The organism is Bacillus sp. FG16 (assembly GCF_057809515.1).
Map to the genome: position 1 here is coordinate 20,084 of NZ_JBMDKC010000038.1, position 13,340 is coordinate 33,423.

Consider the following 13,340-nt stretch of genomic DNA (forward strand, 5'->3'; position numbering starts at 1 on the left):
TAATAGTAATGTATGAGGGGATACACGATTTTAGAACAAGCCTTCTTCCGCTTTTACTTTTTCTTCGCGAACTAAGCTATACATATTTGCAGCATCTTCTTTTTTAGTTGTTTCTTTCAATTCATTTATTTTTACAGTCACTATTTTTTGACCAAAACGAATTGTTAATTCATCAGCTACTTTCACATCAGAACTCGCTTTTGCCACTTGACCATTAATAGATATTCTTCCTTGATCAGCTACTTCTTTCGCTAATGTTCTTCTTTTTATTAAGCGTGACACTTTTAAAAACTTATCTAGACGCATAGTAAATCCCCCTATTAACGCTCTGTTTGTTTCGCTTCTTCCCATAAAACATCTAACTGTTCTAATGATAAATCTTTCATCTCTTTATTCATTTCAGCTACTTTTGCCTCCATGTATAAAAAACGATTAGTAAATTTCTCATTAGTTGAACGTAATGCCTCTTCTGGATCTATTTTGTAATGACGGGCTATATTAACAAATGCAAATAGTAAATCACCAAATTCACCTAGCATCTTTTCCTCATCCATGTTTGTAACTTCTTGTTGGAATTCTTGCCATTCTTCCAAAGCTTTTTCTATCATCGGTTGCACATCAACCCAATCAAATCCAACCTTACCAGCTTTCTTCTGAATTTCATAGGCGCGTAGTAACTGCGGCAAACTTTTTGGAACGCCATTTAAAACAGATTCTTTCACAAATCCTTTTTCTTGTTTTTTAATTTCTTCCCAATTTGCGATCACTTCATCAGCATTGCTTACATCCGTATTTCCAAATACATGCGGATGGCGACGAACCATTTTCTCAGATAGAGTTCGAATGATATCATCTATAGAGAACCAACCTTCATCTTCTCCGATTTGAGCATGAAGCATAACTTGTAATAATATATCACCTAATTCTTCTACTAAGTGATCATCATCCTCTTCATCAATTGCTTCCAACACTTCATAAGCTTCCTCAATTAAATATTTCTTTAATGATTGATGTGTTTGCTTTTTATCCCACGGACAACCATTTGGACCACGAAGGTCTGCAATAATTTCTCTAAGGACATCAAACTGTTGATACAAGGACGCACGCTCCTGAACTGGCGGCACATACACACTCGTTAAATTATTCAATTCCGTTTCATGATCCAGCATGTACAACGGTACCTTCTTTACTTGTTCAAATGAAGTTCCTGCAGCTGTTACGATATACACTTCATAATCATCTGGCAACATCTCCATTAATGTTAATTTCACATCAGATGCAACGAATGCATCATATACTTGGCAAAAGATTAAATGTTGACGTAATTCTAATTGCCCTCTTTCAAATGATGTAGCGTCAAGTAATTGGAATCCTTCAATCGGATCAATTTTTAGGCTTGCAAACATAGGATCAAGGAAACTTTGCCCACCTTCAATTCGCACTTCAATATTTGAAACTTTACCTTTTTCCAACAGTAGCTGAACTGTTCTTTCTGCTACAAGTGGATGCCCCGGAACAGCATAGATAACGTCTGTATCCTCAGCTTGTTCTAGCAATTTATTCGCAATTGTTTCATATACAATTTCAAACGTATCATGTGCTTCATATACAGCATCAAAAGCCGTATATTGTACGCCTTCTTTCTCCAATTCTTCTATAACTGGATGTTCCTTCGTTCTAACAAACAGATGGTCTGCTTCTTTTATTTTTCGATATACACCCATCGTTAGCTGATCTAATTCACCAGCACCTAAACCTAAAATAGTAATGATTCCACTCACAACCTGTCACCTCTATCCACTCTTCTTCAATGAACCTTCTTTTTTCTCTTGTTTCATAACGGTTCCTAATTCTTTTTTTGTAAATACACGTAATTTTAAAATAAAAAACATATATGTCAATCCGCCGATGGCTACACCTAACAAAGATTCAATCGTCGCGCTCGCTCTATGTTCCGTATCAATTACTAATCCAGACATCTGCAACACACGCGTGAACATCATTAATACAAACCCCATACAGATACCACTAATTACTATCCCTAACATATTTCGCTTATTAATAAGTGACCCTGATACAGCTCTCATAAGCAACAAACTATTTAGTCCAGAAATTATAATTAACGCACATAAAGTCGCAAAAGCTGCCCCTTTCACACCAAAATAAGGCATGAATATATAGTTTAACGCTAACTTTAAGCAACCTCCAAATACAACAAATAATGCTGGCTTAAATGTTTGTCCCAGCCCTTGTAAAATAGAAGCCGTCGTAATTGACAATGAACTAAATAAAATAGATAAAGATAAAATAGATAAAACATCTGATCCATCACTATTTTCAAACAACATAATATTCGTAGGTTGAATAATACAAGTTAGCCCAATAGCTGCTGCAAATCCAATAACAAATGTTATTTTCATCGCTAACTTTACCTTTTCTTGAATAAAGGAAAGATCTCCTCTTTCCTTCGCCGCTGTAATAATTGGAATAAGTGATAACGAGAAAGAAGTCGTCACAACAGTACCTAATTGCATTAGCGGAATACTTCTATCATAAACACCCTTTAATACTTTTGCACTTTCAGCCTGTTCTCCCGCACCAATAAGTAAGGTGTACAAGGACATTGAATCAGCCATCTGTATAAAAATAAGCACTAAATTACTAACACAAATCGCTAATCCCTGCCAAAAAAGGATTTTAATTATCCTCCTTTTACCCTTAATTCTCGCTACACTTTTAAAAAATATGGAACGAAAATCTCGACGCATATACAACATAAGTACAATAATCCCAATAAGTCCACCCGCAATTGAGCCTAACATAGCCCCTGCACCAACTGTATATAAATCAAATCCGTGAGCAATTAGGAATAGCGATAAAAATACAATAATGGAAACCCGAATTGTTTGTTCTATTACTTGCGAAACAGCCGTTGGCATCATATTATTGAACCCTTGAAAATAACCTCTTGCTACAGACAAAAATGGCATCAATAAGAATGAAAATGAAATAACACGTAGTAACTTATCTAAATGCATATCACCCATAGCTATCGCAATTGTTTCGGCCCCAAAAAACAATGTAAAGAAGCCTATAAAACCAATTCCTAATAAAAACCAAAAAGATACACAAATAATTTCTTCTGCTTCTTTTTGTTTTCCCCGCTCTAGTCGTTCTGCAACCATTTTTGAAATGATAACAGGAAACCCATAAGTAGCTAAAATTAAACAAAATCCATAAAACGGGTAAATTTGTTGGTAAATATAAAAACCAATATCCCCCGCTATATTTTGATATGGAATACGGTAAAAGGCGCTTAATACCTTTGTAACAAAACTTGCAATCGTTAATATAATAGCCCCACGCCAAAAGGCTTGATACTTCTTCGCTTCCATACAAGAAAACTCCTTTTTCTATTCTCACCTCTCGTATTATATCATAAAGAAAAACACAAACTCCCTTACCACCACGGGTAATAATAGGTCCCTACGCGTTAAAAATATTCAACGAAAAAAGGTAGCAAAGTGCTACCTTCATTCAATATACATGTATCTCCAAATAATTGATTTCTCAAAAAGAAATATCATAATTAGGAAAGATTACTACTTCTAAAATCTATATACCCTTACTGTTCCATTTGTTTCGCTAAGAAACTGGCAGCAGTATTAACCGCTTTATGCTCGATTTCGCTTATAATGGCTTCTTTTGAAAAAATAATGACGGCTCCAATTGGGTCTCCATTTGCAACAATCGGTCCAACTGTATAAGAATGAACCTTTTCTGTTACACCATCGATAATAGAAATATCACTTTCGTCCGTCATAATAACAGACTTTCGTTCTTCCATCGTTTTTTCGATTAGATCGCCAACACTTTTATTTAAGTATTCTTTTTTCGATACGCCTGATACTGCGATGATAGAATCTCGATCACACACAAGCACATTATGTCCTAAGCTGTCATATAAAGCCTCAGCATATTCTTTTGCAAAATCACCTAGTTCACTAATTGGAGAATACTTCTTTAAAATTACTTCTCCATCGCGATCAACAAATATTTCTAGTGGGTCTCCTTCTCGAATACGTAAAGTTCTACGAATTTCCTTCGGGATTACTACCCTGCCTAAATCATCAATTCGACGTACGATTCCAGTTGCTTTCATTCTAATGCTGCCTCACTTTCTACTGATGATCAAAGTGGTGAATTTACCTGTTCATGTAAAAATCACCAACTGTTAGACATAGTATTTTACACATTAGTTCTTCTATGCACGCCGAATTGTATTTTTTTATCTTATTTTAGGCATTTATTACTTCTTTTTTCACATCTGGTAAGCCTTTTAATAAATTTTCAGCAATTGTTAACCACTTCGATGTCTCTAAGCCATTTGTTTTCATAACAATTTTCAATTGTGATCCTTCCATTCCTAGACCGATCATACGCCCAAAACTATTTCCGAGCATGAATAATTTTCCACCATCAATATTTTGGCTTGCTTGTTCCGAAAACAGGAATGTTACTTCAAATTTATTTTGCTTGATTAACTCAATTTGTTCTTTCATTGCCAACACTTTAATATTTGCAATTTGTAATAAATAACCAACTTCTTGTGGATAATCACCGAATCTATCGATCATTTCTTCCTGCAGTTCTTCAATATCCTCAATTGTAGAAACACCTCTAAATTGTTTATACATCATAATTTTTTGCTTACTATCTGAAATATAAGCGTCTGGTAAGTATGCATCTACCTCTAAGTCAATTTCAACATTAACTGTATTTTCAGCCCCATCTGTTCCTCTACGCTGTTCAATTGCATCTTTTAACATTTGAGAATATAGATCAAATCCGACAGAATCAATAAATCCATGCTGTTCTGCCCCTAACAAATTACCTGCTCCACGAATAGATAAATCTCTCATCGCAATTTTGAAACCAGATCCAAGTTCCGTGAACTCTTTAATTGCTTGCAGACGCTTCTCTGCAACCTCTGAGAGCACTTTGTCACGTTTATAAGCAAAGTATGCATACGCAACACGATTAGAACGTCCAACACGCCCACGAAGCTGATACAACTGTGATAATCCCATACGATCTGCATCGAATACAATTAACGTATTTACATTCGGAATATCTACACCCGTCTCAATAATTGTTGTACTTACAAGAACATCATGCTGCCCTTCTAAAAATGATAGCATAACAGACTCTAATTCACTTTCGTTCATTTTCCCATGTGCGTACGTTACGCGAGCATCTGGAACTAACATCGAAATTTCATCTGCTTTTCTTTCAATATCCTCTACACGGTTATATAGGAAGTAAATTTGACCGCCTCTTGCAAGCTCTCGCTCTATCGCCTCTCGCATTAATGCTGGATTATACTCTACTACATACGTTTGGACTGGGAAACGATTTTCTGGTGGTGTCTCAATAACAGATAAGTCGCGCACACCAAGCATAGACATATGAAGCGTCCGTGGAATCGGAGTTGCCGTTAATGTTAATACGTCAACATTCGCCTTCAATTGTTTAATTTTTTCTTTATGCGTCACGCCAAATCTTTGTTCTTCATCAATAATAAGAAGCCCTAAATCTTTATAAGTAACATCTTTAGATAAAATACGATGTGTTCCGATTACAATATCTATTGTGCCATCCTTTAAGCCCTTAATCGTTTCATTTTGTTGTTTTCTCGTACGGAATCTACTTAATAATCCTATATTGATTGGATAATCTTGAAAACGCTCTCGAATTGTTTCATAGTGTTGCTGCGCAAGAATCGTTGTCGGTACTAAAATTGCAACTTGTTTTTCATCCATAATTGCTTTAAATGCCGCACGAATAGCCACTTCAGTCTTTCCATACCCTACATCACCACAAAGGAGCCTATCCATCGGGCGTCCCCGTTCCATATCTTTTTTAATTTCGTCAATAGAACGTAACTGATCCTCTGTCTCTTGATATGGGAAAGATGATTCGAACTCTTGTTGTTCTGCCGTATCTGGCGTATATGCATAGCCTTTTGAAGCTTCGCACTCAGCATATAGTTTAATTAGGTCATCCGCAATGTCTTGTACAGATTTTTCAACTTTCGTTTTAACCTTTTTCCAATCATTTCCGCCTAATTTATAAACTTTCGGATCCTTACCTTCAGACCCTACATATTTTTGGACTTGATCAATTTGTTCAATTGGAACGTATAGCTTATCATTACCTTGATATTTAATATTTAAATAATCTTTATGAACACCATTAATCTCTAATGTCTCAATACCTAAAAATTTACCTATACCATGATTTACGTGAACTACATAATCCCCAACTTTTAATTCCGAATAACTTTTAATACGTTCAGCATTCGATAACTTTTGTTTACGTTGTGATTTTTTAACTTTCTTATGGAAAAGTTCCTTTTCAGTAATGACAACAAACTTTTGCATCGGCATTTCAAACCCTGCATGTAAATCACCTACAGCAATTTGTAACCTTCCAGGTAATAAGATATCTGTGCCTTCTACAATATCTGCCTCAATATCATAATCACTTAAAATATGTTGTAATTTTTTCACACGTTCATCATCTGTTCCAAGTACAACAGTCGTAAAATGCCCTTCATTCCATCTATCAATTTCTGTTTTTAACAAATTCATCTGCCCATGGAAATCTTGCATTGTTTTACATGTTACATTCACAATATTTTGCGGATGTGTGTGTGTGATATGACGTAAGAATAACGTTAAATATACAAAACTTCTTTTTTTATGATGAAGAAATCCCTCGAATGCGTGAGAGAAAGATAAATCTTGAATAATCGTTCCTTCACCGAGAAGTGATATATACCATTCCGCCTCTTCTGTTTCAAGATGTGATGCTGTTTCTTGAATACGGGAAATCTCATCTAAAATTACAACACCGTCTTCTGGTAAATAATCTATCAGACTAGCAGGTTCTTTATAGAAAATAGATAAGTATTTAAACATCTGTTCTATACTTTGCCCGTTTTTCAACATCTCAATTTCATGACTTACCGTCTCAAGCACTGTAGTCTTTAATTTATCATCAGAAAGTTTTTGCATCGTCTTAGTCAGACCTTCTTCAAGATGCTGAATTCCTGATTTTAATTCTTCCTGTGAAAATAAAAATTCTGTTGCCGGACCAAACCTAACGCTTTCTTTTTTACCTTGAGAGCGCTGTTCATCGACATCAAATAATCGAATAGAATCGACTTCTGTATCGAAAAATTCAATACGAAATGGTAGTTCTTCAGTTAAAGGATAAATGTCTAATATTCCCCCGCGCAAACTGAACTCCCCTGGGGCTTCTACCATCGACTTACGCTCATAGCCAATATGATGTAAAGTGTACAAGAGCGCATCTAAATCAATCTCTTGCCCTAGATTGATTTCAATTTGCTTTTGCTTCCACAATTCCTTTATTGGTAAAAATCTACGCAATCCTGCCACTGGCGCTACAATGATTCCATTCTCTCCCGCAGCCAAGCGATTTAACACTTCTATACGTTGCGCCTTCAATTCCGGACTTGCAACCCCAATTTCCGATGCTATCAGTTCATTCACTGGATATAGCCACACATCTTTTTCACCAAGTAACGCCACTAAATCTTCATGTACTTTTTGTGCTTGGTATAAGTTATGTGTCACGATTAATTGTGATTTTTTTGTTTTTTTATATAAAGCCGCCATTAATAATGAACGAGAAGATGTTGCCATCCCTGATATAAGTTGTTCCTTTAACCCATCTTCTAATCCATTAATAACCGATTGTATCTCTTCATTTTTATAAAATTGCTCTAATAAACCTATCATTTTTAAAACTCCTCTCAACATAAAGAGCAAGTCATTCTATTTTATGCAAATATTTTGGAAAAGGAAAACAGAAAAATGCTTTGGACACGCCAAAGCGACAACATTTTATTGCAGAAATTTTTCATATTCATAATACTCAGGATAAGATGCGAGCGTTTCTTGACACGATTCACAAATCGTTTTTATATATATATTTCCATTTTCATGAAAATGAATCATCTCTACTACTTCTTGCTCTGTTAGTTGAAATAAAACGTCGCTATATACTTTTTCTGCGTTAATGGAGCCTACATTACCTCCGCAATGTCTGCAATAATAATACCCTTCCATACTAGCCTCCTAAAAATTCAATTACTACTAGTATGGGTAAAACAAAAGATAAATATTCCCAATCTCATTTTTAACTATTGAAAGTATTCATGATTTGGAGAAAAGGCTTATTTAGCCACTCTTCACATGCATCCGCTGCTTTTTCAATAGAATAGTTAACATCCGGAGTCTCTTCAGATGTAAAGCGTCCCAATACATAATCGACTACCTTCATTCCATTTTTGGGGCGATCAATTCCCATACGGATACGTTGAAATTCTTGTGTTCCTAGGTGCGAAATCGTTGACTTTACACCATTATGTCCACCAGCACTACCTTTCATGCGAAGACGTAATTTACCTACAGGAATATCTAAATCGTCGTACATAACAACGAAGTCCTCAACATCAATTTTATAATAATCCATGAGTGGACGAATACTTTCCCCAGATAAATTCATGTATGTTAGCGGCTTTAATAAGATTACCTTTTCTCCATTAACAAACCCTGCACCAAATACACCTTTAAATTTTTGTTCATTCAAAGAAATGTTCCAACGCTTCGCAAGTTCATCAATGGCCATAAATCCAATATTATGCCTTGTTAATTCATATTCTCTACCTGGGTTCCCAAGTCCTACTATCAATTTCATTCTTGTACCACTACTTTCTTTTTTCGATACGAAAAGACGTAACCAATTTTGGTTACGTCTCATTCTATCCAATTAATTGAATAATACACTCACAGATTCTTCTTCGTATACACGAATGATTGCTTCTCCGATTAATGGAGCAACTGAAAGTTCATGTACTTTGTCGATTTTCTTCTCTTCCGGTAATACGATAGAGTTCGTTACAACTAACTCTTTAATATTTGAATTTTGAATACGCTCAATTGCTGGGCCAGATAATACTGGGTGTGTACAGCAAGCATATACTTCAGAAGCGCCGTTCTCAACAAGAGCGTTTGCTGCTAATGTAATTGTACCAGCTGTATCAATGATGTCATCAATTAAAATTGCTGTTTTGCCTTCAATATTACCGATAATGTTCATTACCTCTGATACGTTCGGGCGAGGACGACGCTTATCAATAATAGCGATTGGCGCTTTTAGACGATCTGCCATTTTTCTTGCACGAGTTACACCACCATGATCAGGAGACACGATTACGATATCTTTAAGACCTTTTGTTTCAAAGTAATCAGACAGAATCGGTACACCCATTAAGTGGTCGATTGGGATATCAAAGAACCCTTGAATTTGTGGAGCATGTAAATCTAGAGTGATTACACGAGTTGCACCTGCTGTTTCAAGCAAGTTTGCTACAAGTTTCGATGTAATTGGTTCACGAGAACGCGCTTTACGGTCTTGACGCGCATAACCATAGTAAGGAATAACAATATTAATTGTTTTCGCAGATGCACGTTTTAATGCATCGATCATAATAAGTAATTCCATGATATGTTCGTTTACTGGGAAGCTTGTAGATTGAATAATGAATACATCGCAACCACGGATACTTTCTTCAATGTTAATTTGAACTTCTCCATCACTAAAACGATCAACAGAACATTTTCCTAGCCCTACTCCAATATGCTTTGCAATCTGCTCAGCAAGTTCCTTATTAGAGTTTAAAGAGAATACTTTCAAATTAGAATTTAGATATTGAGTCGACATCTAGATTAACCCTCCACATTATGATTTTTTCTTATTCAGCAATTGATCAACATAGTCTTCTTTGTTAACTTGACGTGCACGTGCTACCGATAATGCTTTTGATGGAACATTCTCTGTAATTGTAGAGCCTGCTGCCACATAAGCACCATCTTCAACTGTTACTGGAGCAACAAGGTTTGAATTACATCCAATAAATACCCCATTACCAATCACAGTTTTGAATTTATTCTTACCGTCATAGTTCACCGTAATTGAACCACAACCAAGATTCACGTCTTCTCCAACTTGTGCATCCCCGATATAACTCAAGTGTGAAGCTTTACTTCTATTACCAAAGACAGTCTTTTTGATTTCCACGAAGTTTCCAACGCGTACTTCATCTCCAATAACTGAATCTGGGCGAATATGTGCAAATGGACCAACCGATACTTCTGTACCAAGTTTACTATCATGTACAGTAGATTGACGAATTGTCGTACGATCTCCAATTTCACTATCACGAATTACTGTATGCGGTCCAATTTCACAATCAGAACCAATTACAGTGTTCCCCTCAATAATTGTTCCTGGATGAAGAACTGTATCACTACCGATAATTGCATCAGCAGAAATATAAGTGTTACTTGGATCAATAATTGTAACACCATTTACCATGTTCTTTCGGTTGATACGGTTTTTCATAATAATTTCCGCTTGCGATAGAGCGACTCTGTCGTTAACACCTAACGTTTCATCGAACTGCTCTGTTTGATAAGCTGATACGATATGACCTTCATTTTTTAAAATCTCAATAACATCTGGAAGGTAATATTCACCTTGCACGTTATCATTTGAAACTTTAGAAAGTGAAGCAAATAAAGCCTTATTATCAAAACAATACGTACCTGTATTGATTTCTTTAATAGCTAATTCTTTCTCATTTGCATCTTTATGCTCAACAATCTTTTCAACATGACCATTCTCATTACGAACAATACGGCCATATCCAGCAGGTTCTTCTATGTACGCTGTTAGCACCGTAGCCATTGCTCCTGCTTCTTTATGTTGCTGAAGTAATGCTTCCATCGTTTCAGCAGTTATTAGCGGCGTATCACCACAAATAACTAAAGTTGTTCCTTCTTCATTTGCAAGTACACTTGCAGCTTGATCTACAGCATGTGCTGTACCAAGTTGTTCTGCTTGTAATGCAAACTCACTTACGTTCCCTAGCTGTTCTTGTACCATTTCAGCACCATGTCCAACAACCGTTACAAGTTTCTGCAATCCTAATTGAGATACTTGATCGACTACGTGTTGTACCATAGGTTTTCCACATACAGGATGCAGCACTTTGTATAGCTTAGACTTCATACGTGTGCCTTTACCTGCAGCTAGAATCACTGCAAATCTGTTTGACATATAGACCCTCCATCGCAACCTATTTATCCATTAAAGATATTATCCTAAATCATCATATATTTCAAGAAACACATTTTAACTATTAAATTTTACCATAATTCTTATAAGATGTTTTACTCTTTAGTATCTTTTTTAAGAAATAAGCTATACTATTTAAAATGATTTTGAAAAAATTAGTAGTTTCTTCTTTTTATGTTAATGGATTATGAAATTTCCGAATATAAAGCAAAAAAAAAAAAAAAACAAACTCCTGTAAATGCTTACAGGAGTTTGCTACAAAATTATAAGACTTTTTATCAAAGCCCTTTTCATTCGAATTTTACGAAGCACCTGCTTCTTCAAACTCAACCTCTTCTAACTCGCCTAAACGATGATACTCTGTTAAAACCGCATCTTGAATTTTAGAGCGTGTACCAGAATTAATCGGATGTGCAATGTCACGGAACTCTCCATCTGGAGTACGTTTACTTGGCATTGCTACAAACAATCCATTATTACCATCAATTACACGAATATCATGAACAACAAATTCATGGTCCAAAGTAATAGAGGCAATTGCTCTCATGCGGCCTTCTGTGTTTACGCGGCGTAATCTTACGTCAGTCACTTCCATCTTGTGTTCACCACCCTTTTCTAAATAAGCGATATATTTGTATAAATTCCACAAATTTTCTATTTTCCCTTTAATTTTTTAAAAATTTTTAAGATAAAAATTTTTAATGTAGTTGAATATAGAGATTAGTAGAGGTTATCGCTTACAAAAGGTTACTTAACTAGGGCGATTACTTCAATTTCAACGGAAACATCTTTCGGTAATTTTGCTACTTGTACACAAGATCGAGCTGGTTTATGAGTAGAGAAATAAGAGCTATATACTTCATTCACAGCACTAAAATCATCCATGTCCTTTAAAAATACTGTTGTTTTTACGACTGTATCAAATGAAGCACCTGCTTCCTCTAATACCGCTTGTAAATTTTGAAATACTTGTTCTGTTTGTACTGTTACATCTCCTGTTACAAGCTCCCCATTTGCCGTTAATGGAATTTGTCCTGAGCTATAGAACATATTATTTACAATAATCCCCTGCGAATAAGGTCCAATTGCTTGTGGTGCCTTGCTTGTTTGAACAACTTTCATACTTTTCACCCTTTTATTATTTATTTTACTCTTTAAAAATAGTGTACGAAAGGCAGTTTGTCCATCTATTTTATAATCTATAAATAAAATAAAAAAAGATAGAGCTATCTGCTCTATCCTTTATTCAGCCTCTACAAGCCCTTCATCAAATGGTGCAAGAGAATAATTCCCCTTTTCCACTTGAATCGTTTTTTCTTTCACATCAACTTCCGATAGACGAATTAATGATACAAAATTATTAATTAGTCGTTCTTCAATATCTGTGGATTCTACTAATACACCAATACCAACAACATTAGCCTTGAACTCTTCTAACATACTCATCATACCTTGAATCGTTCCGCCAGCTTTCATGAAGTCATCAATAATTAAAACATTCGATCCTTCTGGAAGGCTGCGTTTTGCTAATGTCATTGTTTGAATTCGTTTAGAGGAACCCGACACATAGTTAATACTAACAGTCGGACCTTCTGTTACCTTATTATCTTTCCTTGCAATTACAACTGGTACATCTAAGTAATTTGCCACTGCATAAGCAAGTGGAATCCCCTTCGTTGCCACAGTCATAACTGCATCAATTGGTTGTCTAGCAAAAACAGAAGCAAACAAACGACCCGCGCCATTAATATGGCGAGGATTACTCAATAAATCTGTCATGTATAAGTAACCGCCAGGCAAAATACGATCTGGGTTTTCAAATAAGCCACAAAGCTCATCAATAATTAGATCTGCCTCTTCTTCACTTATATACGGTATATATTTCACTCCTCCTGCTGCTCCTGGTATCGTTTGCAATGTGCCGACCCCTTGTTGTTCAAACGTTTGCTTAATAATAACTAAATCTTCACTAATGGAAGACTTAGCCGATTGATACCTTTCAGCAAAAAAAGTGAGAGATACTAGCCGACGAGGGTTTTGTAGCAAGTAATAAGTCATATCGACTAATCTTGTACTTCTTCTAATTTTCATACTCTCACCTCAAATCA

General features: G+C 35.7%; 12 protein-coding genes. All 12 read right to left on the bottom strand.

Features of this window, described 5'->3' with window-relative positions; translation table 11 throughout:
* Window positions 1-30: 30 nt before the first annotated feature.
* The 12 genes from ACODS7_RS15480 to purR all read right to left on the bottom strand — a co-directional run bounded on the left by ACODS7_RS15480 (window position 31) and on the right by purR (window position 13,323).
* Window positions 31-306, bottom strand: a complete 276-nt coding sequence (locus tag ACODS7_RS15480; RefSeq protein WP_001234876.1) for an RNA-binding S4 domain-containing protein — start codon at window positions 304-306, stop codon at window positions 31-33.
* A gap of 14 nt (window positions 307-320) precedes the next feature.
* A complete protein-coding gene (gene yabN / locus ACODS7_RS15485; RefSeq protein WP_016079513.1) occupies window positions 321-1,781 on the bottom strand; it encodes a bifunctional methyltransferase/pyrophosphohydrolase YabN in 1,461 nt (486 codons plus the stop codon).
* Window positions 1,782-1,793: 12 nt separating this feature from the next.
* Window positions 1,794-3,395 (bottom strand): putative polysaccharide biosynthesis protein, encoded by a 1,602-nt coding sequence (locus ACODS7_RS15490; protein WP_016079514.1) that lies wholly within the window; start codon window positions 3,393-3,395, stop codon window positions 1,794-1,796.
* Window positions 3,396-3,625: 230 nt separating this feature from the next.
* Window positions 3,626-4,162, bottom strand: coding sequence for a stage V sporulation protein T (gene spoVT / locus ACODS7_RS15495; protein WP_000648306.1), 537 nt, complete (start codon window positions 4,160-4,162; stop codon window positions 3,626-3,628).
* A 136-nt stretch (window positions 4,163-4,298) separates the two neighbouring features.
* Window positions 4,299-7,829 carry a transcription-repair coupling factor gene (gene mfd, locus ACODS7_RS15500; protein ID WP_243168578.1) on the bottom strand — a complete coding sequence of 1,177 codons (3,531 nt, stop codon included), beginning with the start codon at window positions 7,827-7,829 and terminating at the stop codon, window positions 4,299-4,301.
* A 105-nt stretch (window positions 7,830-7,934) separates the two neighbouring features.
* Window positions 7,935-8,159: an anti-sigma-F factor Fin family protein gene (locus tag ACODS7_RS15505; RefSeq protein WP_000399438.1), complete on the bottom strand. Its 225-nt coding sequence runs from the start codon at window positions 8,157-8,159 to the stop codon at window positions 7,935-7,937.
* A 70-nt stretch (window positions 8,160-8,229) separates the two neighbouring features.
* On the bottom strand, window positions 8,230-8,790 hold the full coding sequence (gene pth, locus ACODS7_RS15510; protein WP_080117268.1) for an aminoacyl-tRNA hydrolase: 561 nt from the start codon (window positions 8,788-8,790) through the stop codon (window positions 8,230-8,232).
* 72 nt (window positions 8,791-8,862) lie between these two features.
* Window positions 8,863-9,816 carry a ribose-phosphate diphosphokinase gene (locus ACODS7_RS15515; RefSeq protein WP_000107420.1) on the bottom strand — a complete coding sequence of 318 codons (954 nt, stop codon included), beginning with the start codon at window positions 9,814-9,816 and terminating at the stop codon, window positions 8,863-8,865.
* Window positions 9,817-9,834: 18 nt separating this feature from the next.
* The gene (gene glmU / locus ACODS7_RS15520) at window positions 9,835-11,214 is read right to left on the bottom strand and encodes a bifunctional UDP-N-acetylglucosamine diphosphorylase/glucosamine-1-phosphate N-acetyltransferase GlmU (protein ID WP_000071039.1); all 1,380 of its coding nucleotides are present in this window, start codon (window positions 11,212-11,214) and stop codon (window positions 9,835-9,837) included.
* Window positions 11,215-11,533: 319 nt separating this feature from the next.
* On the bottom strand, window positions 11,534-11,827 hold the full coding sequence (gene spoVG / locus ACODS7_RS15525; RefSeq protein WP_000454041.1) for a septation regulator SpoVG: 294 nt from the start codon (window positions 11,825-11,827) through the stop codon (window positions 11,534-11,536).
* Window positions 11,828-11,979: 152 nt separating this feature from the next.
* Window positions 11,980-12,354: a RidA family protein gene (locus ACODS7_RS15530; protein WP_016079518.1), complete on the bottom strand. Its 375-nt coding sequence runs from the start codon at window positions 12,352-12,354 to the stop codon at window positions 11,980-11,982.
* A 120-nt stretch (window positions 12,355-12,474) separates the two neighbouring features.
* A complete protein-coding gene (gene purR, locus ACODS7_RS15535) occupies window positions 12,475-13,323 on the bottom strand; it encodes a pur operon repressor (protein WP_016079519.1) in 849 nt (282 codons plus the stop codon).
* Window positions 13,324-13,340: the final 17 nt, after the last annotated feature.

Excerpts from the sequence above, each read along its gene's own strand:
- ACODS7_RS15490 (WP_016079514.1), bottom strand. The coding sequence starts at position 3,395 with ATGGAAGCGAAGAAGTATCAAGCCTTTTGGCGTGGGGCTATTATATTA.
- glmU (WP_000071039.1), bottom strand. The coding sequence starts at position 11,214 with ATGTCAAACAGATTTGCAGTGATTCTAGCTGCAGGTAAAGGCACACGT.
- mfd (WP_243168578.1), bottom strand. The coding sequence starts at position 7,829 with ATGATAGGTTTATTAGAGCAATTTTATAAAAATGAAGAGATACAATCG.
- spoVT (WP_000648306.1), bottom strand. The coding sequence starts at position 4,162 with ATGAAAGCAACTGGAATCGTACGTCGAATTGATGATTTAGGCAGGGTA.
- ACODS7_RS15505 (WP_000399438.1), bottom strand. The coding sequence starts at position 8,159 with ATGGAAGGGTATTATTATTGCAGACATTGCGGAGGTAATGTAGGCTCC.
- ACODS7_RS15515 (WP_000107420.1), bottom strand. The coding sequence starts at position 9,816 with ATGTCGACTCAATATCTAAATTCTAATTTGAAAGTATTCTCTTTAAAC.
- ACODS7_RS15530 (WP_016079518.1), bottom strand. The coding sequence starts at position 12,354 with ATGAAAGTTGTTCAAACAAGCAAGGCACCACAAGCAATTGGACCTTAT.
- ACODS7_RS15480 (WP_001234876.1), bottom strand. The coding sequence starts at position 306 with ATGCGTCTAGATAAGTTTTTAAAAGTGTCACGCTTAATAAAAAGAAGA.
- spoVG (WP_000454041.1), bottom strand. The coding sequence starts at position 11,827 with ATGGAAGTGACTGACGTAAGATTACGCCGCGTAAACACAGAAGGCCGC.
- pth (WP_080117268.1), bottom strand. The coding sequence starts at position 8,790 with ATGAAATTGATAGTAGGACTTGGGAACCCAGGTAGAGAATATGAATTA.
- purR (WP_016079519.1), bottom strand. The coding sequence starts at position 13,323 with ATGAAAATTAGAAGAAGTACAAGATTAGTCGATATGACTTATTACTTG.